Origin of the sequence: Pseudomonas jinjuensis (assembly GCF_900103845.1) — a bacterium.
Classification (GTDB): Bacteria; Pseudomonadota; Gammaproteobacteria; order Pseudomonadales; family Pseudomonadaceae; genus Pseudomonas; species Pseudomonas jinjuensis.
This window is the reverse complement of record NZ_FNIJ01000003.1, coordinates 99,330-119,533: the sequence shown is the minus strand read 5'-3', so window position 1 is coordinate 119,533 and position 20,204 is coordinate 99,330. Positions and strand designations below refer to the sequence as shown.

The 20,204-nt window shown below is 68.2% G+C and carries 19 protein-coding genes; 16 read left to right on the top strand and 3 right to left on the bottom strand.

What is annotated here, in order from left to right:
- The first annotated feature begins 61 nt into the window (after positions 1-61).
- Positions 62-1,267, top strand: a complete 1,206-nt coding sequence (locus tag BLR75_RS05030; protein WP_084313825.1) for an HDOD domain-containing protein — start codon at positions 62-64, stop codon at positions 1,265-1,267.
- Positions 1,268-1,383: 116 nt separating this feature from the next.
- Here the strand turns inward: BLR75_RS05030 and argH are convergent, their stop codons facing one another.
- Positions 1,384-2,778 carry an argininosuccinate lyase gene (gene argH, locus BLR75_RS05025; protein ID WP_084313826.1) on the bottom strand — a complete coding sequence of 465 codons (1,395 nt, stop codon included), beginning with the start codon at positions 2,776-2,778 and terminating at the stop codon, positions 1,384-1,386.
- A 234-nt stretch (positions 2,779-3,012) separates the two neighbouring features.
- On the opposite strand from argH, the gene BLR75_RS05020 reads away from it, so the two are divergent.
- The 6 genes from BLR75_RS05020 (at position 3,013) to BLR75_RS04995 (ending at position 9,052) form a co-directional block, all read left to right on the top strand.
- Positions 3,013-4,083 (top strand): sensor histidine kinase, encoded by a 1,071-nt coding sequence (locus BLR75_RS05020; RefSeq protein WP_084313827.1) that lies wholly within the window; start codon positions 3,013-3,015, stop codon positions 4,081-4,083.
- 4 nt (positions 4,084-4,087) lie between these two features.
- Entirely contained in the window at positions 4,088-4,834 is a 747-nt protein-coding gene (gene algR, locus BLR75_RS05015; RefSeq protein WP_084313828.1) for an alginate biosynthesis regulator AlgR, read from the top strand.
- 101 nt (positions 4,835-4,935) lie between these two features.
- Entirely contained in the window at positions 4,936-5,877 is a 942-nt protein-coding gene (hemC, locus tag BLR75_RS05010; RefSeq protein ID WP_084313829.1) for a hydroxymethylbilane synthase, read from the top strand.
- Positions 5,874-6,641, top strand: coding sequence for a uroporphyrinogen-III synthase (locus BLR75_RS05005; protein ID WP_084313830.1), 768 nt, complete (start codon positions 5,874-5,876; stop codon positions 6,639-6,641). Before hemC ends, BLR75_RS05005 begins: the two co-directional genes overlap by 4 nt.
- Positions 6,642-6,656: 15 nt before the next feature.
- Positions 6,657-7,814, top strand: a complete 1,158-nt coding sequence (locus tag BLR75_RS05000) for a uroporphyrinogen-III C-methyltransferase (protein WP_084313831.1) — start codon at positions 6,657-6,659, stop codon at positions 7,812-7,814.
- The gene (locus tag BLR75_RS04995) at positions 7,811-9,052 is read left to right on the top strand and encodes a heme biosynthesis HemY N-terminal domain-containing protein (RefSeq protein WP_084313832.1); all 1,242 of its coding nucleotides are present in this window, start codon (positions 7,811-7,813) and stop codon (positions 9,050-9,052) included. Before BLR75_RS05000 ends, BLR75_RS04995 begins: the two co-directional genes overlap by 4 nt.
- Positions 9,053-9,320: 268 nt before the next feature.
- Here BLR75_RS04995 and BLR75_RS04990 read toward each other — a convergent pair whose 3' ends face one another.
- On the bottom strand, positions 9,321-10,409 hold the full coding sequence (locus BLR75_RS04990; protein WP_084313833.1) for a PQQ-dependent sugar dehydrogenase: 1,089 nt from the start codon (positions 10,407-10,409) through the stop codon (positions 9,321-9,323).
- Positions 10,410-10,528: 119 nt separating this feature from the next.
- Here BLR75_RS04990 and BLR75_RS04985 point away from each other — a divergent pair, with 119 nt between their 5' ends.
- The 3 genes from BLR75_RS04985 to BLR75_RS04975 all read left to right on the top strand — a co-directional run bounded on the left by BLR75_RS04985 (position 10,529) and on the right by BLR75_RS04975 (position 13,062).
- Positions 10,529-11,020: a disulfide bond formation protein B gene (locus tag BLR75_RS04985; protein WP_084313834.1), complete on the top strand. Its 492-nt coding sequence runs from the start codon at positions 10,529-10,531 to the stop codon at positions 11,018-11,020.
- Between the two features lie 224 nt (positions 11,021-11,244).
- Positions 11,245-11,712 (top strand): sigma D regulator, encoded by a 468-nt coding sequence (rsd, locus tag BLR75_RS04980; protein WP_084313835.1) that lies wholly within the window; start codon positions 11,245-11,247, stop codon positions 11,710-11,712.
- Positions 11,713-11,940: 228 nt separating this feature from the next.
- Positions 11,941-13,062, top strand: a complete 1,122-nt coding sequence (locus BLR75_RS04975) for an AlgP family protein (RefSeq protein ID WP_084313836.1) — start codon at positions 11,941-11,943, stop codon at positions 13,060-13,062.
- Here BLR75_RS04975 and BLR75_RS04970 read toward each other — a convergent pair whose 3' ends face one another.
- Positions 13,063-13,530, bottom strand: a complete 468-nt coding sequence (locus BLR75_RS04970; protein ID WP_084313837.1) for a TIGR02444 family protein — start codon at positions 13,528-13,530, stop codon at positions 13,063-13,065.
- Between the two features lie 48 nt (positions 13,531-13,578).
- Here BLR75_RS04970 and BLR75_RS04965 point away from each other — a divergent pair, with 48 nt between their 5' ends.
- From BLR75_RS04965 to BLR75_RS04940, 6 genes are all read left to right on the top strand, one after another.
- Positions 13,579-15,489 (top strand): ATP-binding cassette domain-containing protein, encoded by a 1,911-nt coding sequence (locus BLR75_RS04965; protein WP_084313838.1) that lies wholly within the window; start codon positions 13,579-13,581, stop codon positions 15,487-15,489.
- Complete coding sequence (locus BLR75_RS04960; protein ID WP_084313839.1) at positions 15,489-16,052, top strand: mechanosensitive ion channel family protein; 564 nt, start codon at positions 15,489-15,491, stop codon at positions 16,050-16,052. Before BLR75_RS04965 ends, BLR75_RS04960 begins: the two co-directional genes overlap by 1 nt.
- Positions 16,053-16,068: 16 nt before the next feature.
- Positions 16,069-16,827 carry a TerC family protein gene (locus BLR75_RS04955; protein WP_084313840.1) on the top strand — a complete coding sequence of 253 codons (759 nt, stop codon included), beginning with the start codon at positions 16,069-16,071 and terminating at the stop codon, positions 16,825-16,827.
- Between the two features lie 199 nt (positions 16,828-17,026).
- Entirely contained in the window at positions 17,027-17,659 is a 633-nt protein-coding gene (locus tag BLR75_RS04950; protein WP_084313841.1) for a LysE family transporter, read from the top strand.
- A gap of 115 nt (positions 17,660-17,774) precedes the next feature.
- A complete protein-coding gene (locus tag BLR75_RS04945) occupies positions 17,775-19,673 on the top strand; it encodes a cytochrome c/FTR1 family iron permease (RefSeq protein ID WP_084313842.1) in 1,899 nt (632 codons plus the stop codon).
- 69 nt (positions 19,674-19,742) lie between these two features.
- Positions 19,743-20,192, top strand: a complete 450-nt coding sequence (locus BLR75_RS04940; RefSeq protein WP_084313843.1) for a YaiI/YqxD family protein — start codon at positions 19,743-19,745, stop codon at positions 20,190-20,192.
- The last annotated feature ends 12 nt before the right edge of the window (positions 20,193-20,204 follow it).

The window sequence follows — 20,204 nt, the reverse complement described above, 5'->3', positions numbered from 1 at the left end:
TGGCCGCTCTGGAACGCGGATGTGTGCTCGGTTATGGTGCTGCCCTCTATGAGGTAGTCCCATGACAGAGCTTTCCCCGGCCACCGGCGTGCTGGTCGCCGCCGCCGATTCCTGGAATCGCGAGCTGCTCGGCCAACTGGTCCTGAGCGTGCGTTGCGATGCCGATATACAGTTCTGCGCCGACGGCGCCCAGGCCATCGAGGCCTTGCGCCGGCGGGCCTTCGCCCTGGTTCTGGTCGAGCAGGAACTGCCGCAGGCCGACGGCCTGGAGGTGCTGCGCGCGGTGCGCCAGCTGCGCCGTGGCGGAGACGCGCCGGCGTTCATCCTGATCAGCTCCCGCGCCGATGCGGCCAGCGTGCGCGCGGTGCTGCCGATGGCACCGACCGCCTACCTGGTCAAGCCCTACAACGCCGAGGACCTGCGCCAGCGCCTGCAGAAACTGCTGCTGACGCCCGGGCAGGCGGTGGTCTGCGCAGTGCCGGAACTGAAGCCGGGGCTGGACCTGCCGGGCTTCCTGCGCCTGGCGCGGGCCTCGGCCGAAGGTGCGCCGCTGATGGCTGGCGTGGAGTCGGCGGTGAGCCGTTGCCTGAATGCCGGCGAGTGCGCCATCGGCGATCTGGAGAACGAATTCGGCCGCGATCCGCAACTCACCGCCTGCCTGATCGCCGCCGCCAACAGCGCCGCCCGGCACGTCGGCATGCCCTGCCAGACCCTGGCCCAGGCGCTGGCCCGGCTGGGCATCGCCCAGGCCCTGAACCTCGCGCTGGGCGTCAGCCTGCAGCGGGCGGCGCTGCTCGCCGATCCACAGTTGCAGGCGCGCGGGAAGGAGTTCTGGGAGCTTTCGCAACGCTGCGCCGACAGCGCCGAGACCCTGGCGCTGGAACTGGGCGCCGGCGCGCCGCGCTGCTATACGGCCGGACTGCTGCACTGCCTGGGCGAACTCGCGGTGCTGCGCTGCCTGCAGGACTGGCGGGATCGCGGCGGCGAACTGGAAGAGTCCGCCATCGAGCAGAGCCTGCACGAACACGCTGCCGGTTTCGGCTCCGCCCTGCGCGCCCGCTGGCGGCTGCCGCTGGAGCTGCGCGAGCTGATCGCCGGGGCCTATGGGGTCGGTAGCGGGGTGTATTCCCGCGAGACGCTGATCCTCAACCTGGCGGCCAGCGCCGTGCGGCTGCCGGAGGAGCGCCGGGGCGAACTGGCGGAGTCGAAGGCGGCGCGGATGCTGGGGTTGAAGGGGGCGAAGGCGAAGGTGTTGCAGGGGCTGTAGGTCATGGTTCCCACGCTCCTGCGTGGGAACCCATCCGGGGACGCTCCCGCGTCCCATCGACGCGGGAGCGTCGAAAGATGCATTCCCACGCCGGAGCGTGGGAACGATAAGAGGGATCAGCGTGCCGCCAGCAATTCCCTGCCACGCGCCACCGCCGCGCGAACCTGCGCCGGAGCGGTGCCGCCGATGTGGTCGCGGGCGTTCACCGAGCCTTCCAGGGTCAGTACGGCGAACACGTCGTCGCCGATCTGGTCGCTGAACTTGCGCAGCTCGTCGAGGCTCATCTCGGCCAGGTCCTTGCCGCTGTCCACGCCGTATTTCACCGCGTGGCCGACGATCTCGTGGCAGTCGCGGAACGGCAGGCCCTTGCGCACCAGGTAGTCGGCCAGGTCGGTGGCGGTGGAGAAACCGCGGCGGGCCGCCTCGCGCATGATCTCGCGCCTGGGCTTGATCGCCGGGACCATGTCGGCGAAGGCGCGCAGGCTGTCGCGCAGGGTGTCGGCGGCGTCGAACAGCGGTTCCTTGTCTTCCTGGTTGTCCTTGTTGTACGCCAGCGGCTGGCCCTTCATCAGGGTCAGCAGGCCGGTCAGGTGGCCGAATACGCGGCCGGACTTGCCGCGCACCAGTTCCGGCACGTCCGGGTTCTTCTTCTGCGGCATGATCGAGGAGCCGGTGCAGAAGCGGTCGGGCAGGTCGATGAACTGGAACTGCGCGCTGGTCCAGAGCACCAGCTCTTCGGAGAAGCGCGACAGGTGCATCATCGCCAGGGACGCGGCGGCGCAGAATTCGATGGCGAAGTCGCGGTCGGAAACGCCGTCCAGCGAGTTGCCGGAGATCGCTTCGAAGCCCAGCAGTTCGCAGGTGATCGCCCGGTCGATGGGGTAGGTGGTGCCGGCCAGCGCGGCGCTGCCCAGCGGCATGCGGTTGGCGCGCTTGCGACAGTCCACCAGGCGCTCGTAGTCGCGGCTGAGCATTTCGAACCAGGCCAGCAGGTGGTGGCCGAAGGTGACCGGCTGGGCGGTCTGCAGGTGGGTGAAGCCGGGCATGATGGTGTCCGCCTCGGCTTCGGCCAGGCCCAGCAGGCCCTGCTGCAGGCGGGTGATCTCTTTGATGATCAGGTCGATCTCGTCGCGCAGCCACAGGCGGATGTCGGTGGCCACCTGGTCGTTGCGCGAACGGCCGGTGTGCAGCTTCTTGCCGGTGATGCCGATGCGGTCGGTCAGGCGCGCCTCGATGTTCATGTGCACGTCTTCCAGGTCGACGCGCCAGTCGAAGCTGCCGGCCTCGATTTCGCTCTGGATCTGCTTCAGGCCGTCGATGATGGTGTCGCGCTCGGCGTCGGTCAGCACGCCGACCTTGGCCAGCATGGTGGCATGGGCGATGGAGCCCATGATGTCGTGGCGGTAGAGGCGCTTGTCGAAGTCGACGGAGGCGGTGAAACGGGCGACGAAAGCGTCGACGGGTTCGCTGAAGCGGCCGCCCCAGGACTGGTTGGTCTTCTCTACGCTCATGAGTATCTCTCGCGAAAACGGGCAGGCTGCCGGGCGCGGCCTGCGTGACGGGCAAAGTGCGACGATAATAGCAGGCCGAAGGGCGAAACCGGCGCACGCGTCGCCGGCCGGCGCGGTTGTCGGCTGCGCAATGGGACGGCGGATGTTGTGCTGTCCGACATTTCCGCATTTCTTTTGCCGGCGGCAGCCGAGGCCCCGCTTGCCGATGGCCGGTGGCTCACGGAAACTGCAGCGATGCCTATCAAGATCAAGACCGGCAGCCAGCCGGCGTCCCAGGACGACTTCTTCATTCCCGAACTGTGCCAGCCGGAAGCGCTGTTCAGCCTCGTGCTGCTGGCCGAGCTGCTGGTGCTGGTGCTGGTGCTCGCCGAGCCGATGATGCCCGGCTTCAACTGGGTGCGCCTGGCACTCTCGTCCCTCTTCGTGCAGTGGATCGTGCTGCTCTCCGCCGCGTTGCTGTGCCGCCTGCGCCCGCTGCTGGCGCGCTGGCCGGCGGGCGTCGCCGGGGCGGTGAGCTGCGTGCTGGTGGTGGCGCTGACCCTCGGCTGCACCGCGGTGGCGGACTATTTCGAGCTGGGCGGGCCGATGAGCCGTGCCGGCGAGGGCAATCTCTACCTGCGCCATGCGCTGATCGCGGCGATCATGTCGGCCCTGCTGCTGCGCTACTTCTACCTGCAGAGCCAGTGGCGGCGACAGCAGCAGGCGGAGTTGCGGGCGCGGATCGAGGCGCTGCAGGCGCGCATCCGCCCGCATTTCCTGTTCAACAGCCTGAACAGCATCGCCAGCCTGATCGAGATCGACCCGGCGAAAGCCGAGCTGGCGGTGCTCGATCTGTCCGACCTGTTCCGCGCCAGCCTGGCGAAACCCGGGACTTTAATTTCCTGGGGGGAGGAACTGGAGTTGGCCAGGCGCTATCTTTCCATGGAGCAGTTCCGCCTCGGCGAGCGTTTGCAGGTGGAGTGGCAGGTGGAGGGCGTGCCCGAAGGCGTGCCGATTCCCCAGCTGACCCTGCAGCCCTTGCTGGAAAATTCACTGATCTACGGCATCCAGCCGCGTATCGAGGGTGGCCTGGTGAAGGTAGAAGCGAGCTATCGCGACGGCGTGTTCCAGCTCTGCGTCAGCAACCCCTTCGACGAGGCGGCCGAGGCCGCTCCATCGAAGGGAACCCGGCAGGCGCTGGCGAATATCGCCGCGCGGCTTGCGGCACTTTTCGGGCCAAAGGCTAGTCTGAGCGTCGAGCGCCGTGACGGACGGCACTACACCTGTCTACGCTATCCTTGTGCGCGTCTCATGCAGGAAGCCTGAGCTTATGAATGTCCTGATCGTCGATGACGAACCCCTGGCGCGAGAGCGCCTGGCCCGGCTGGTAGGGCAGCTGGACGGATACCGCGTCCTCGAGCCCTCGGCCAGCAATGGCGAAGAAGCGCTGGCGCTGATCGACAGCCTGAAACCGGATATCGTCCTGCTGGATATCCGCATGCCCGGCCTGGACGGGCTGCAGGTCGCCGCCAAGCTGTGCGAGCGCGAGGCTCCGCCGGCGGTGATCTTCTGCACGGCCCATGACGAATTCGCCCTGGAGGCCTTCCAGGTCAGCGCGGTCGGCTACCTGGTCAAGCCGGTGCGCAACGAGGACCTGGCCGAAGCGCTGAAGAAGGCCTCGCGGCCGAACCGCATGCAGCTGGCGGCGCTGACCAAGCCACCGGCGGCGGGCGGTCCCGGCCCGCGCAGCCACATCAGCGCGCGAACGCGCAAGGGTATCGAGCTGATCCCGCTGGAAGACGTGATCTTCTTCATCGCCGACCACAAGTACGTGACCCTGCGTCACGCCGGTGGCGAGGTGCTGCTGGACGAGCCGCTGAAGGCGCTGGAAGACGAGTTCGGCGAGCGCTTCGTGCGTATCCACCGCAACGCGCTGGTCTCCCGCGAACGCATCGAGCGCCTGCAACGAACGCCGCTCGGACACTTCCAGCTGTACCTGAAGGGCCTCAACGGCGACGCCCTGACGGTCAGCCGCCGCCACGTAGCGGGCGTGCGGCGACTCATGCATAACCTCTAGCGACATCTTGTTGTCCCAGCCTGAAGCCAGGGGGGCGGCTTCAGGCTTCCCGCCTTCCGAGCTGTTATGATGCGTGCAGTCCTTTTTGCACGGAAATCTCCATGTCGCCCCGCGAAATCCGAATCGCCACCCGCCAGAGCGCCCTGGCCCTGTGGCAGGCCGAATACGTCAAGTCCCGTCTGGAGCAGGCACATCCCGGCCTGACCGTGACCCTGCTGCCGATGACCAGTCGTGGCGACAAGCTGCTCGACGCGCCGCTGGCGAAGATCGGTGGCAAGGGCCTGTTCGTCAAGGAACTGGAAACCGCGCTGCTGGAAGGCGAGGCCGACATCGCCGTGCATTCGATGAAGGATGTGCCGATGGATTTCCCCGAAGGCCTCGGCCTGTACTGCATCTGCGAGCGCGAAGACCCGCGCGACGCCTTCGTCTCCAACACCTACGCCAGCCTCGACGAACTGCCGGCCGGCAGCGTGGTCGGTACCTCCAGCCTGCGTCGCCAGGCGCAGCTGCTGGCCAGCCGGCCCGACCTGGAGATCCGTTTTCTGCGTGGCAACGTCAACACCCGCCTGGCCAAGCTGGATGCCGGCGACTACGACGCCATCATCCTCGCCGCGGCCGGCCTGATCCGCCTCGGTTTCGAGGATCGCATCCGCTCCTCGATCAGCGTCGAGAACAGCCTGCCGGCGGGCGGACAGGGCGCGGTGGGCATCGAGTGCCGCACCGCCGACGCGGAAATCCATGCCCTGCTGGCGCCGCTGCACGACACCGACACCGCCCTGCGGGTGACCGCCGAGCGCGCCATGAACAAGCGCCTGCATGGCGGCTGCCAGGTGCCGATCGCCTGCTACGCCGTGCGCGAGGGCGAGCAGCTGTGGCTGCGCGGCCTGGTCGGCCAGCCGGACGGCACCCTGCTGCTGCGCGCGGAGGCGCGCGCGCCGCTGGCCGAGGCCGAAGCGCTTGGCGTGCGCGTCGCCGAGGACCTGCTGGAGCAGGGCGCGCAGGACATCCTCGCGGCGGTCTACGGCGAGGCCGGACAGCCGTGACGAACTGGCGGCTGCTGCTGACCCGTCCCCAGGAAGAGTGCGAGGCGCTCGCCGCGACCCTGGCCGAGCACGGGGTGCACAGCGCCAGCCTGCCGCTGCTGGCGATCGAGCCGCTGGCGGAAACTCCCGCCCAGCGCAGCCTGATGCTCGATCTCGACCGTTACTGCGCGGTCATAGTGGTCAGCAAGCCCGCCGCTCGCCTCGGCCTGGAGCGGCTGGACCGCTACTGGCCGCAACCGCCGCTGCAGGCGTGGTTCACCGTCGGTGGCGCCACGGCGGCTATCCTCGAAGACTACGGACTGAATGTGCATTACCCGGCGCAGGGCGACGACAGCGAAGCCCTGCTCGGTCTGCCGGCACTGCAGCAGGCCTTGCAGGCACACAACCCGCGGGTGCTGATCATGCGCGGCGAAGGCGGTCGCGAACTGCTGGCCGACAGCCTGCGCAGCCAGGGCGTGCAGGTCGACTACCTGGAGCTGTATCGCCGCGCGCTGCCGGCCTATCCGGCGGGCGAGCTGCTGCGGCGCATCCGGGCGGAGCGCCTGAACGCCGTGGCAATCAGTAGTGGGCAGGGTTTCGAGAATCTGCGCCAACTGGCGGCTGGCGATTGGCCGCAACTGGCGGAGCTGCCGCTGTTCGTGCCCAGCCCGCGAGTCGCGGAGCAGGTGCGGGAGGCCGGCGCGCAGCGGGTGATCGATTGCCGTGGCGCCAGTGCCGCGGCATTGCTGGCGGCGCTGGGTGGGGCCGAAAAGAACAATTTCTGAGCGAAGGATGGATCTGTGAGCGAAGTCGTTACTCCCCAAGACACCCCCGAATCCAAACCCGCGCAGAGCGAGCCGCCGCGTTCCGGCAAGGGCGCCGGCGCACTGGCGCTGCTGGCCCTGCTGGTCGGCGGCGCCGGCCTCGCCGTCGGCGGCTGGGGCGTCTGGCAGATGCAGAAGCTGCAGGCGAATGACCAGCAGCGCATGGCCCAGCTCGACGAAGCGCGCGGCCAGGCCCAGACATTACTGCAGCGCGACCAGGCGCTGTCGGCGCGTCTCGATGCGCTGCCCACCGCCGACGAGCTGGAAACCCGCCGGCGTCTGGTGGTCGAGCTGCAGGGCGACCAGCAGCAACTGGCCAAGCAGCTCAAGCAACTGGTCGGCATGGGCCGCCAGCAATGGCGCCTGGCCGAGGCGGAGCACCTGCTGCGCCTGGCCAGCCTGCGCCTGTCCGCGCTGCAGGACGTGGAAAGCGCCGCGGAACTGGTGCAGGGCGCCGACGACATCCTCCGCGTGCACAACGATCCGGGTTCCTTCGCCGCCCGCGCGGCGCTGGCGAAGAGCCTGGAAGCGCTGCGCAGCCTGCCGCGTCCCGACCGTACCGGATTGTTCCTGCAGCTCGCTGCGCTGCGCGACCAGGCCGCGCAGTTGCAGCCGCTCAACCCGGCGTTCAAGCCGGAAGAGGGCGGGCAGACTTCCAACGTCGCCTGGGGTGACGGCAGCAGCACCTGGGACCAGTGGTGGGAGCGCATCTCCCGCTTCGTGCGCATCGACTTCAATGCCGGCCAGGACATCCGTCCGCTACTCTCCGGCCAGCAGCTGACGCGGGTCCGCCTCGCCGTCAGCCTGTCCCTGGAGCAGGCGCAGTGGGCCGCGCTGAACGGCCGCCAGGAGGTCTACCAGACCGCGCTGAAGCAGGCGCGGCAGATCGTCTCCGACTTCTTCAACACCGAACTGGCCGACAGCCGCGCGCTGGTCCTGCGCCTCGACGAACTGGCCGCGCAGCCGGTCAGCGTGCAGACGCCCGACCTCGGCCCGGCACTTACCGCGCTGCAGGCCTACCTTGCCCGCCGCGATGCCGCCGTCGCGCAGCAGGAACAGCAGGTCCAGCAGCAGGAACAACAGCCGCCGCAGGAACAGCCCGCGGCAGCGGAGGACGGGGAGAATCGCCCATGAGCCGCGTCTATCTGCTGGTCCTGGCGATCATCCTGGCGGCGACCCTGGTCGGCCTGGCCGTCGCCGAGCAGGCCGGCTACGTGCTGATCGCCTACAAGAGCTTCCGTTACGAATCCAGCCTGTGGACCTTCCTCGCCATCCTCGCGCTGGCCTGGCTGGTCTACCTGCTGGTGCGCCTGACGCTGCGCCTGCTCGGTGTGTCCGGGCGCGTGGTGAACCCCTGGTCGCGCTTCAACCGTGGCCGCCGCGCGCAGATGGCCGAGCAGCAGGGCCAGCGCGATCTCGCCGAAGGCCACTGGCAGCCGGCGCTGCGCCACCTGCGCCGCGCTGCCGAATTGAGCCAGCATCCGCTGCTGCACTATCTCGGCGCCGCCCGCGCGGCCTGCGAACTGGGGCACACCGAGGAGTGCGACCAGTTGCTCGACCGCGCCCTGCAGCGTGAGCCGGGCAGCGAACTGGCGGTCGGCCTGACCCGTGCGCAGCTGCTGATCAGGCGCGGCGAGCTGGAGCAGGCCCGCACCACGCTGGTCGATCTGCACGAGCGCGAGCCGAAGCATCCGACCGTGCTGCGCCTGCTCCAGCAGCTCCATGTGTCCCTGCGCGACTGGCCGGCGCTGCTGCAGTTGCTGCCCGAGCTGCGCAAGGAGCGGGTGCTGAAGAATGCCGAGCTGAGCGACCTCGAACGCCGCGTCTGGGCCGCCGCGCTGGAGACCGCCGGCGAGCAGGGACTGGGACAGGGCGAGACCACCCTGCAGCCGCTGACCCAGCGCTGGCGCAGCGTGCCCGCGAGCCTGCAGGGCAAGCCGCTGCTGGTGGCGACCTACGCCCGCCAGTTGCTGCGCCTGGGCGCGCCGGAAGAGGCCGAGGAAGTCCTGCGCACTGCGCTGAAGCAGGAGTACGACGCCGAGCTGGTGCACCTGTACGGACTGGCCCGCGGCCGCGATCCGGCGCGCCAGTTGCAGACCGCCGAGTCCTGGCTGAAGTCGCGCCCCGACGATGCGCAGCTGCTGCTCACACTCGGCCGCCTGTGCCTGAACAACAAGCTGTGGGGCAAGGCCCGCGAGTACCTGGAGGCCAGCCTGCGCAGCCAGCGCAGCGCGGAAACCTGCGCGGAACTGGCGCGGTTGCTGGCGCACATGGGCGAGGTGGAGCGCAGCAACCAGCTGTTCCAGGAAGGCGTCGGCCTGATCGCCGCACCGGTCCCCGCCACGCTGCCGCGGGTGGCTGAGCAGGCGTAGGGTGGATCAGGCTTCATCGATCCACCATTCCTGTGCCGGGAATGGTGGATGGAAAAGCGCCATCCACCATGCGCTGCTCGGAGCTCCCTGTAGGAGCGCGCCATGCGCGCGATCGCGGGCATGGCGCGCTCCTACACGGGATTCGCGAGCAAGCTCGCTCCTACCCTAACGCCATACAAGCGAGCTTGCTCGCGAACAAAATGCGCCGAGATACCAAGACAGTTTCATGGTTCCCACGCGGGAGCGTGGGAACGATCGATGCTGCCGCTCACTCCTTCCCGTAACTGATGCGATAGATCGCCCCCGCCTTGTCGTCGCTCACCAGCAGCGATCCGTCCGGCGCCACCAGGACGTCGACCGGCCTGCCGCTCACCGAGCCATCCTTGCCCAGCCAGCCCTCTGCGAACACGCTCTGGCGCTTCAACGATCCATCATCGTCGAGCTCGATGCGCGACACCCGGTAGCCGATCTTCTCGCTGCGGTTCCACGAGCCGTGCTCGGCGATGAACAGGTTGTTGCGGTACTCCGCCGGGAACTGCGTGCCGGTATAGAAGCGCAGTCCCAGCGCGGCGACGTGGGGGCCGAGCCTGGCCACCGGCGGGGTGAAGGCGGAGCAGGGCTTGGCGGCGAATTCCGGGTCGGGAGTGTCGCCCTGGTGGCAGTCGGGATAGCCGAAATCCTCGCCGACCTTGCCGAGCCGGTTCAGCTCGTCGCCGGGCAGGTCGTCGCCCAGCATGTCGCGGCCGTTGTCGGTGAACCACAGCTGGCCGGTCTCTGGATGCCAGGTGAAGCCGACGGTGTTGCGGATGCCATGGGCGATCACCTCGCGGCCGCTGCCGTCGGGGTTCATCCTCTGCAGGTTGGCGTAGCGCTCGCGCTCCGGGCGGCAGATGTTGCAGGGCGCACCGACCGGCACGTAGAGCTTGCCGTCCGGGCCGAAGGCGATGAACTTCCAGCCGTGGTGGGTCTCGTCGGGGAACTCGGCGGGCAGTTCCTCGGGTTCGGGCGGATCGTCCAGGTGCGACTCGATGTCACGCAGCACGACGATGCGGCTGACCGAGGAGACGTACAGGTCGCCATCCTGGAAGGCCACGCCGACCGGCATGTCCAGGTCATCGGCGATCACCCTGACCTTGCCGCTTTCCGGCTGCAGCGCGTAGACCTTGCCGCCGTTCCTGCTGCCCACGAACAGCGTGCCCTTGGCGCCCCAGGTCATGGCGCGGGCGTTGGGCAGCTGGTCGCTGAGAACCTCGATGCGAAAGCCTTGCGGAAGCCTGATGTCATCCAGCGGCGCGGCGTCGGCCGTGGCGGCGAGTCCGGCCAGCAGCGCGAGGGCGGACAGGGAATGGCGATGCATGCGCGGAAACTCCTTGGGGGCTGCGCGCTTCAGTCTAGTCCGCTGCCTTGAAACGGCCGCGGACTTTCCTCTACCGTAGCGGGCTTAGCTGCTTCCTCTCTTCCTGCTGCGGAGCTTCCATGAACCTGGCCAGCCCTCGTTCCCTGTTCTTCCTCGCCTTCCTCGCCAGCGTCGTCCTGATGGGCAGCGGCTTCTATCTGCAGTACGTGGTGGGTCTCGAACCGTGCCCGCTGTGCATCGTCCAGCGCATCTTCTTCGTCATCTGCGGCGCGCTTTCCCTGCTCGCCGCCCTGCACAACCCGGCGCAGCGCGGACGGCGCGTCTACTCGGTGCTGATCCTGCTCAGCGGCCTGGGCGGTATCTTCACCGCCGGCCGCCAGGTGTGGCTGCAGACCCTGCCGCACGACCAGTTGCCGTCCTGCCTGCCGCCGCTGGACTACATGCTGGAAACCATGCCCTTCGCCGAAACGCTGCGGCAGATCTTCCATGGTTCCGCCGACTGCGCGGAAGTGAACTGGACGCTGTTCGGCCTGAGCATTCCGGAGTGGAGCCTGCTGGCTTTCATCGGCTTCATCGTGGTCGCCGTCATCCAGTTCTTCCGCCGCGCCTGAGCGATTTTCCGCGGCCGCGCGAGCCCTGCGCTGCCGCGGCCTGCCGATTAAACGCTCGTATGAATTTTTATCTCCGGGCGTCTTGAAGGGGGCATCCTGCGGGCATACTCTGGTTTCCGCCCTGCCGGAATGCCACCGCGGTGAAGGGCAATGCGCGGGCAACAATCCAACAATAAAGTCCCGGCGAACCATGCCGGGATGGCTGAAAGGGAAGCGAGGACAACATGCTCGAGAGCTGCCGCAATGCCCAGGAACGCTGGGGAGGTGTGCATCAGCTGATCGATCGCTGGCTGCAGGCTCGTCATGAACTGGTCGGGGCCTTCGACGCGTTGGAGCGCGATCAGGCGCTGACCATCAATTCCGAGTCTCTGCAGAATTTCTGTCAGCTGCTGGTCGACTACGTTTCGGCCGGACACTTCGAGGTCTACGAACTGCTGATGAGCGAAGCCCAGGCCTTCGGTGACCGGCGCGGGCTGGAGCTGGCCAAGCAGATCTATCCGCGCATCGAAGCGATCACCGCCCATGCCCTGGATTTCAACGATCGCTGCGACAACGGCGACTGCCGTGAAGGCGCCTGCCTGAACAGCGAACTGAAGAAGCTGCGGCAGAACCTGCATGAGCGTTTCGAGCTGGAAGACTGCCTGATCGAAGTGCTGCACAACGCGCACAAGCAGGGCGCGACCACCGCCTGACAAGGCCGGAAAGTCAGCAACGGCGCGACTGCCACGGGAGTCGCGCCGTTTTCGTTTGCGCCATTTTCAGCGCTGCGCGCGAAGGCTTCGAACGATGGATGTCTCCGGCGCGTGCTCGAAGCGGCTGAAGATTATGCCTGGCGCGGGTTACAGCCTGATGAGAGCAATGGCGCGAGTGCGCGTGCGGGTCTAGTATGGGCGCAACCAACGTCCGCCAGGAGGCACGTCATGTCGGCTAACAAGAAACCTGTCGCAACTCCTTTGCACCTGCTCCATCAACTTTCGCACAGCCTGGTCGAGCACCTCGAAAGTGCCTGCAAGCAGGCGCTGGTCGATGCCGAAAAACTTCTCGCCAAACTCGAGAAGCAGCGCGTCAAGGCACAGGACAAGCTGCACAAGGCGCGCACCAAATTGCAGGAGGCTGCCCAGGCCGGCAAGGCCAAGGCGCAGGCCAGGGCCAAGAGCACCATCGATGAGCTGGAAGATGCGCTGGACACCCTGAAGTCCCGTCAAAGCGAAACCCGCAACTACATCAGCGGCCTGAAGAAAGATGTGCAGGACAGCCTGAAGCTCGCCCAGGGCGTCACCAAGGTGAAGGAAGCCGTGGGCAAGACGCTGGATACCCGCAAGACTGCCGCAGCGGCGGCCAAGCCGGCGGCGAAATTCGCAGCGAAACCGGCCGCCAGGGCAGCCGCCAAGCCTGCCGCGGCGAAACCTGCCGCTGCGAAACCTGCGGCGAAAGCCAGCGCGAAACCGGCTGCCAAGCCTGCCGCGAAACCCGCCGCCAGGCCGGCCGCGAAAGCGGCGGCGAGCAAGCCTGCCGCCAAGCCGGCGAGCAAGGCGGCGGCAAAACCTGCCGCTGCGAAACCCGCGGCGAAACCGGCAGCCAAGGCCGCTGCCAAACCGGCGGCAGCCAAGCCTGCAGCAGCCCGCGCCGCAGCCGCGAAGCCGGCGGCGAAGAGCGCAGCCAAGCCGGCAGCCAAGCCTGCTGCAGCGAAGCCGGCAGCCAAGGCCGCCGCCAAACCCGCTGCGGCGAAACCGGCAGCCAAGCCCGCTGCAGCGAAGCCGGCAGCCAAGCCCGCCGCCAAACCCGCAGCAGCCAAACCGGCAGCAGCCAAACCGGCCGCCAAGCCTGCGGCGAAGAAGCCCGCCGCGAAGCCCGCCGCGAAGCCTGCCGCCAAACCGGCCGCCACTGCGAAGCCGGCCGCTCCTGCTCCCGCAGCCGCGCCCACGCCGAGCGCCGTAGCGACTCCGGCTCCGGCCGCGAGCAGCGTTGCCGCGTCGGTAACTCCTTCGTCCGCTCCGGCGACTGGCACTACTACTCCCAGCACGCCGTCCAGCGCATCCTGATCAGGCGTCCTGGCAGGCCGCGTTGCGCAGTTCTTCCAGCGCAACGCGGCATTGCCGGCCGGCCTCTCCGGCGCAACCCTCGAGCCAGCGCTGCAGGTCGTCCGCGCCATCGCCATGCCAGTCCAGGGCCACGTCCTCCAGCCGGGACAGGGCCATCTTTTCCGCTTCCAGTTCCAGCCGCTTGATCTGTTCGCGCAGCCCCGCCAGTTGCTCGTCCTGCTGCGCCTGCGTGCGCCAGCTCTGCCGAAGTGCACGCAGCGGCGCGATGACCTGCCGTTGCCAGGGCGCAGCCACGGCTCGCAGTGCGCCCAGGCGTTCCTCGCTGTAGTCCACGCCGGCACGCCCGAGCCAGGCGCCGGTGAGAAGCAGCAGGACGTCCGCGCCGGCATCCTGCAGCTGCAGGCAGGCATCCTCGACGCCGGGCCGGGCATACAGGGCCAGGGCGAATGACCAGACATCAGCCGTCATAAAGTGCTCCCACGCGAGTGTCAGACGAAGCTGATAAACTCCGCCGCCATGATCCGACTACAGAATCTTACGTTACAGCGTGGCCCCCAGCGCTTGCTGGAAGGTGCCGAACTCACCCTGCACGCCGGCCAGAAGGTCGGCCTGATCGGAGCCAACGGCGCCGGCAAGTCCAGCCTGTTCGCCCTGCTGCGCGGCCAGCTCGGCCAGGATGCCGGCGACTGCCAGCTGCCGGCCGACTGGCGCATCGCCCACATGCGCCAGGAGGTGGACACCCTCGATCGCCTGGCGGTGGACTACGTCCTCGACGGCGACGTGCGCCTGCGCGAAATCCAGACCGCCCTGGCCGCCGCCGAGCAGGCCCATGACGGCACCGCCCTGGCGCGCCTGCACAGCGAGCTGGACAGCGCCGACGGCTACACCGCCGACTCCCGCGCGCGCAAGCTGCTGGCCGGCCTCGGCTTCACCCCGGAGCAGATGGAGCGCCGCGTCGGCGACTTCTCCGGTGGCTGGCGGATGCGCCTCAACCTGGCCCAGGCGCTGATGTGCCCGTCCGAACTGCTGCTGCTCGACGAACCGACCAACCACCTCGACCTCGACGCCATCCTCTGGCTGGAGGAGTGGCTGAAGGGCTACCCGGGCACGCTGCTGCTGATCTCCCACGACCGCGACTTCCTCGATTCGGTGGTCGACAACGTGGCGCATCTGGAGCAGCGCAAGCTGACCCTGTACCGCGGTGGCTACTCGGCCTTCGAACGCACCCGCGCCGAACGTCTCGCGCAGCAGCAGCAGGCCTACGAGAAGCAGCAGGCGCAGCGCGCGCACATGGAAAAGTTCATCGCCCGCTTCAAGGCGCAGGCGACCAAGGCGCGCCAGGCGCAGAGCCGCATCAAGGCGCTGGAGCGCCTGGAGGAACTGGCGCCGGCGCACGTCGATTCGCCGTTCGACTTCAGCTTCCGCGAGTCGGACAAGATTTCCAGCCCGCTGCTGGACATGTCCGAGGCGCGTCTCGGCTACGGCGACAAGACCGTGCTGGAGAAGGTCAAGCTGCAGCTCACTCCGGGCGCGCGGATCGGCCTGCTCGGTCCCAACGGCGCCGGCAAGTCGACCCTGATCAAGACCCTCTCCGGCGATCTCGAACTGCTCTCCGGACATCTGCAGCGCGGCGAGAATCTCGCCATTGGCTACTTCGCCCAGCACCAGCTCGACTCGCTGGACGCCAAGGCCAGCCCGCTGCTGCACCTGCAGCGCATTGCCCCGGGTGAGCGCGAGCAGACCCTGCGCGATTTCCTCGGCGGTTTCGACTTCCGTGGCGACCGCTGCGACGAGCCGGTACTGAATTTCTCCGGCGGCGAGAAGGCGCGCCTGGCGCTGGCGTTGATCGCCTGGCAGAAGCCCAATCTGCTGCTGCTCGACGAACCGACCAACCACCTCGACCTGGAAATGCGCCTGGCGCTGACCCTCGCCTTGCAGGAATTTTCCGGCGCCGTGGTCGTCGTATCCCACGACAGGCATCTGCTGAAGAGCACCACCGACGAATTCCTGCTGGTGGCCGACGGCCGCGTGCAGCCATTCGACGGCGACCTCGACGACTACGCCCGCTGGCTGGTGGATTTCCGCGCCCGCCAGGCGCCGGTCGGCGATGCCGCGCCGGCCGCCGAGAGGACAGACCGGCGCGCCCAGCGCCAGGCCGCCGCCGCCCTGCGCCAGCAGCTGGCGCCGCACAAGCGCGAGGCGGAGAAGCTGGAGAAGGAACTCGGCAAGCTGCACGAGAAACTGGCCAGCGTCGAAGAGCGCCTGGGCGACAGCGCGATCTACGAGGCGGCGCGCAAGGACGAGCTGCGCGACCTGCTGGCCCAGCAGGCCAGCCTGAAGGCGAAGGAGGGCGAGCTGGAAGAGGCCTGGCTGCTCGCCCTGGAAACCCTCGAAGCGCTGCAGAGTGAACTGGAGGCCAGTGAGTGATGGACATCCTTGCCCTGCTGGCCGAATGGCGCGAGCCGCTGCAGCGCGGCCTGCAGCTCATCCTCATCCTGCTCTGCGCCTGGGCCCTGCAGCGCCTGGTGGCGCGCGGCCTGAACCGTCTGGCGCAGCGTTACCCGCTGCCGCCGGAACTGCTGCTGCCACTGCGCGGCAGCCTGCGCTGGCTGATCATGGGCTCGGCGCTGCTGATGGTGCTGGAGCGCCTCGGCGTTTCCGCCACAGTGTTGTGGTCGGCGATCACCGGTTTCGCGGCGGTCGCCGCGGTGGCCTTCTTCGCCATCTGGAGCGTGCTGTCCAACCTGTTCTGCGCGCTGCTGATCTTCACCGTCGGACCGTTCCGCCTGGGTGACCTGGTCGAGGTCATCGAGTCGGCCGACAAGCCCGGCGCCAAGGGCCGGGTGGTGGCGATCAACCTGCTCTACACCACCCTGGAGGAAACCGCGGAGAACGGCGCCAGCGGCGCGCTGCTCCAGGTTCCCAACAGCCTGTTCTTCCAGAAGGCCATCCGCCGCTGGCGCGGGCCGAACCTCCCCACTATCTCCTGACGGATACCCCCCCACTATGGAATGGCTGACAAGCCCTGAGATCTGGGTTGCCTTTCTGACCCTGACCGCCCTGGAAATCGTCCTTGGCATCGACAACATCATCTTCATCTCGATCCTGGTCGGCCGCCTGCCGCCGGCGCAGCAGCCGAAGGCGCGCTTCTTCGGCCTGGCCCTGGCGATGGGTACGCGGATCCTGCTGCTGCTGTCGATCACCTGGGTGATGCGCCTGACCGCCGACCTGTTCCACCTGTTCGACCAGGGCATCTCCGGGCGCGACCTGATCCTGTTCTTCGGCGGCCTGTTCCTGCTGTTCAAGAGCACCATGGAGATCTACCACAGCCTGGAAGGCGCGGAAGAGGGCGGCCAGCAGTCCGGCGCGCAGCGTGGCTTCATGGGCGTGATCGTGCAGATCGCGATCATCGACATCATCTTCTCGCTGGACTCGGTGATCACCGCGGTGGGCCTGGTGCAGAACGTCCCGGTGATGGTCGCGGCGATCGTCATCTCGGTCGGCGTGATGATGCTGGCGGCCGGCACCATCAGCGACTTCATCGACAAGCACCCGTCGCTGAAGATGCTCGCCCTGTCGTTCCTCATCGTGGTCGGCACCGTGCTGGTCGCCGAGTCGTTCGAGGTTCACGTGCCGAAGGGTTACGTCTACTTCGCCATGGCCTTCTCCCTGGCCGTGGAGGCGCTGAACATCCGCCTGCGCGGCGCCCTGGCGCGGCGTCGCGGCGTCGAGCCGGTGAAGCTGCGCAAGGAAATGCCGGACTGATCCCGGTTCTGCTGTGAAGGAGCCCGGCCATCGCGCCGGGCTTTTTCTTTCGTAGGAGCGAGCTTGCTCGCGAACCAACTACCGCTGCGGGGTATGTTCGCGAGCACGCTCGCTCCTGCAAGGTCAGGCTGGGCGGCGCCGCGGGAGTAGGGCACACTGGCGGCTTCCCGTAACAAAAGATTACGCCGTCGAGGTTCCCATGCTCGCCAGTACCTGGTTCGCCTTCTTCATCGCCTGCTGGGTGATCAGCCTGTCGCCCGGCGCCGGGGCCATCGCCTCGATGTCCTGCGGCCTGCAATACGGTTTCGCCCGTGGCTACTGGAATGCCCTGGGCCTGCAGATCGGCCTGGCGCTGCAGATCGCCGTGGTCGCCGCCGGGGTCGGCGCGCTGCTGGCGGCCTCGGCGCTGGCCTTCAGCCTGATCAAGTGGTTCGGCGTGGCCTATCTGGTCTATCTGGCGTGGAAACAATGGTCCTCGCCGCCGCAGGTGATGCAGACCGAGGACGCGCCGCGCTCCATCGGACGACCGCTGACGCTGGTGCTGCGCGGTTTCCTGGTGAACGCCAGCAACCCCAAGGCGGTGGTGTTCATGCTCGCCGTGCTGCCGCAGTTCATCGACCCGCACCGGCCGCTGGCGATGCAGTACCTGATCATGGGCGTGACCATGATCTGCGTCGACCTGATCGTCATGGCCGGCTACACCGGCCTGGCCGCCCGCGTCCTGCGCCTGCTGCGTTCGCCGCGCCAGCAGCGGGTGATGAACCGCACCTTCGCCGCGCTCTTCGTCGGCGCCGCCGCGCTGCTCGCCACGGTCCGTCGCGCACCGGCCTGAGCCCCGCCAGCCGTGCCCTGGCGGGCTTCGCGCCGGGGCCGAGGGCAGTTTCGCCTTGCATCGCCTGAAATACGCGGTGACAATTGAATCTCTTCCATTCTCATTTCCCTTCCTTATGCGCCCCTCCAAACTTCTCGTCTGGCTGCTGCCCCTTGTCGGCATTTTCAGCCTCGGAGCCCTCGCCGACACGGCTGTCGACCCCTCCCAAGCCCTGCATCTGCTCAGCTACCTGGCGGCCGATTACCCGGCCACGGTAAGCGACGGGCAGATCACCAACCCGACCGAATACAAGGAACAGCTGGAGTTCGCCGAGAGCCTCCAGGCGCTGATCCTGACCCTGCCGGCCAACCCCGGGCGGGCGGACCTGGAGAAGGACAGCGCGAGCCTGCGCCAGGCCATCGAACAGCGCCGGCCAGGCAGGACGGTCGCCCAACAGGCGCGGCATCTGGAGGCGCGCGTGGCGGACCTCTACCAGGTGGTGCAGACGCCGGCGATCACCCCGGACCCGAGCCGCGGGGCGCCGCTCTTCGCCCAGCAGTGCGCGATCTGCCACGGCGACGCCGGCAAGGGCGACGGCCCGGCCGGGATCGGCCTGGAACCGCCGCCGGCCAACCTGACCGACCGCGCGCGCCTCGACCAGCTGAGCCTGTACGACCTGCGCAACGTCATCGGCCTGGGCGTTTCCGGCACCGACATGCCGGCCTTCGCCGACCAGCTCGACGAGCGCCAGCGCTGGGACCTGGCGGCCTACGTGGCCGGCCTGAGCGCCGCCGAGGCCAAGGCCGATCCGGCCCATGCCTATCCGCTGGCGGCGCTGTCCGCGCAGACTCCGGCGGAAGTCGCCGAGCACGATGGCGAAGCCGCCGCGCAAAGCTTCCGCGCCCTGCGTGCGCATCCGCCGCTGGAGCATCGCGGGCCGGGCCAGTTGATCGACTACACCGCCGCCACCCTGGACAAGAGCTTCGCGGTCTACCGCTCCGGCGACCATGACCAGGCCTACGACCTCTCCGTGGCGGCCTACCTGGAAGGCTTCGAGCTGGTGGAAAGCTCCCTCGACAACGTCGACGCGGACCTGCGCAAGACCACCGAGAAGCAGCTGATGGCCTACCGCCAGGCGCTTCGCGATGGCCTGCCCGAAGCGCAGGTGGCGCAGCAGCTGGAACTGGCCAAGGGCAAGCTGCACGAGGCCGGCGAGGCGCTCAGCGGCGATTCGCTGAGCACTTCCATCAGCTTCGTTTCCGCCCTGCTGATCCTGCTGCGCGAAGGCGTCGAGGCGATCCTGGTGCTCGCCGCGATTCTCGCCTTCCTCCGCAAGACCGGCCAGCAGCAGGCGGTGCGCGGCGTGCACGTCGGCTGGGGCCTGGCCTTCGTCGCCGGCTTCGCCACCTGGGCGCTGGCGGCCTACGTGATCGACATCGGCGGCGCCCAGCGCGAGCTGATGGAAGGCTTCACCTCGCTGTTCGCCTGCGTGATGGTGCTCTGGCTCGGCGTGTGGATGCACGACCGCCGGCATGCCGCGGCCTGGCAGGACTACATCCGCAGCAGCCTGGTCGGCGGCGGCGGGCGTTTCGGCTTCGCCGTGCTGGCGTTCTTCTCGGTCTACCGCGAGCTGTTCGAGGTCATCCTGTTCTACGAAACCCTCTGGCTGCAGGCCGGTCCGGCCGGGCATGGCGCGGTGATCGCCGGCGCGGCCGGCGCGGTGGTGCTGCTGATCGGCCTGGCCTGGGTGATCCTGCGCGGTTCGGTGAAGTTGCCGCTGGGGCTGTTCTTCAGCATCAATGCGGCGCTGCTCTGCGCGCTGTCGGTGGTGTTCGCCGGCCACGGCGTGGTGGCCCTGCAGGAAGCCGGGGTGATCGGCACCCGCCCGGTGCCCTTCTTCGACTTCGACTGGCTCGGCATCAAGGCCGACGCGTACTCCCTGTCGGCTCAGGCCCTGGCGCTGCTGGCGATCGTCGTGCTCTACGGCCGCAGCCGCATCGCCGAGCGGCGCCGGGCGGCGGCCAACGCCTCCTGACGGTCACGCCGGCAATTCACGACGGCCAGTGCGATACTGGCCGTCGTGCTTTTCGAGGAACGTTTTCCGATGCTTATCTGGATCGATGCCGACGCCTGCCCGCGGGCGGCGAAGGACCTGGTCGCCAAGTTCGCCCTCAAGCGCAGGCTGGAAGTGGTGATGGTCGCCGGGCAGCCGCAGGTCAAGCCACCGTTCGCCTGCGTGCGGCTGGTGGTGGTGGAGAGCGGCATGGATGCGGCCGACGATTACCTGGTGGAGCAGGCGCAGCCGGGCGATCTGGTGATCTGCAGCGACGTGCCGCTGGCCGACCGGCTGGTGAAGAAGGGCGTCGTAGCGCTGGACCCGCGCGGCCGCGAGTTCGACCCGAAGAACATGGGCGAGCGCCTGGCGCTGCGCAACCTGCTCACCGACCTGCGCGACCAGGGGCAGATGGGCGGCGGCCAGCCGCCCTATGGCGACAAGGACAAGCAGGCGTTCGCCAATTCGCTGGATCGCCTGCTGACCCGGTTGAACAAATAGGCGGCAGTCTAC

Excerpts from the sequence above, each read along its gene's own strand:
- BLR75_RS05030 (WP_084313825.1), top strand. The coding sequence starts at position 62 with ATGACAGAGCTTTCCCCGGCCACCGGCGTGCTGGTCGCCGCCGCCGAT.
- argH (WP_084313826.1), bottom strand. The coding sequence starts at position 2,778 with ATGAGCGTAGAGAAGACCAACCAGTCCTGGGGCGGCCGCTTCAGCGAA.
- BLR75_RS05020 (WP_084313827.1), top strand. The coding sequence starts at position 3,013 with ATGCCTATCAAGATCAAGACCGGCAGCCAGCCGGCGTCCCAGGACGAC.
- algR (WP_084313828.1), top strand. The coding sequence starts at position 4,088 with ATGAATGTCCTGATCGTCGATGACGAACCCCTGGCGCGAGAGCGCCTG.
- hemC (WP_084313829.1), top strand. The coding sequence starts at position 4,936 with ATGTCGCCCCGCGAAATCCGAATCGCCACCCGCCAGAGCGCCCTGGCC.
- BLR75_RS04995 (WP_084313832.1), top strand. The coding sequence starts at position 7,811 with ATGAGCCGCGTCTATCTGCTGGTCCTGGCGATCATCCTGGCGGCGACC.
- BLR75_RS04990 (WP_084313833.1), bottom strand. The coding sequence starts at position 10,409 with ATGCATCGCCATTCCCTGTCCGCCCTCGCGCTGCTGGCCGGACTCGCC.
- BLR75_RS04985 (WP_084313834.1), top strand. The coding sequence starts at position 10,529 with ATGAACCTGGCCAGCCCTCGTTCCCTGTTCTTCCTCGCCTTCCTCGCC.
- rsd (WP_084313835.1), top strand. The coding sequence starts at position 11,245 with ATGCTCGAGAGCTGCCGCAATGCCCAGGAACGCTGGGGAGGTGTGCAT.
- BLR75_RS04975 (WP_084313836.1), top strand. The coding sequence starts at position 11,941 with ATGTCGGCTAACAAGAAACCTGTCGCAACTCCTTTGCACCTGCTCCAT.
- BLR75_RS04970 (WP_084313837.1), bottom strand. The coding sequence starts at position 13,530 with ATGACGGCTGATGTCTGGTCATTCGCCCTGGCCCTGTATGCCCGGCCC.
- BLR75_RS04965 (WP_084313838.1), top strand. The coding sequence starts at position 13,579 with ATGATCCGACTACAGAATCTTACGTTACAGCGTGGCCCCCAGCGCTTG.
- BLR75_RS04960 (WP_084313839.1), top strand. The coding sequence starts at position 15,489 with ATGGACATCCTTGCCCTGCTGGCCGAATGGCGCGAGCCGCTGCAGCGC.
- BLR75_RS04955 (WP_084313840.1), top strand. The coding sequence starts at position 16,069 with ATGGAATGGCTGACAAGCCCTGAGATCTGGGTTGCCTTTCTGACCCTG.
- BLR75_RS04950 (WP_084313841.1), top strand. The coding sequence starts at position 17,027 with ATGCTCGCCAGTACCTGGTTCGCCTTCTTCATCGCCTGCTGGGTGATC.
- BLR75_RS04945 (WP_084313842.1), top strand. The coding sequence starts at position 17,775 with ATGCGCCCCTCCAAACTTCTCGTCTGGCTGCTGCCCCTTGTCGGCATT.
- BLR75_RS04940 (WP_084313843.1), top strand. The coding sequence starts at position 19,743 with ATGCTTATCTGGATCGATGCCGACGCCTGCCCGCGGGCGGCGAAGGAC.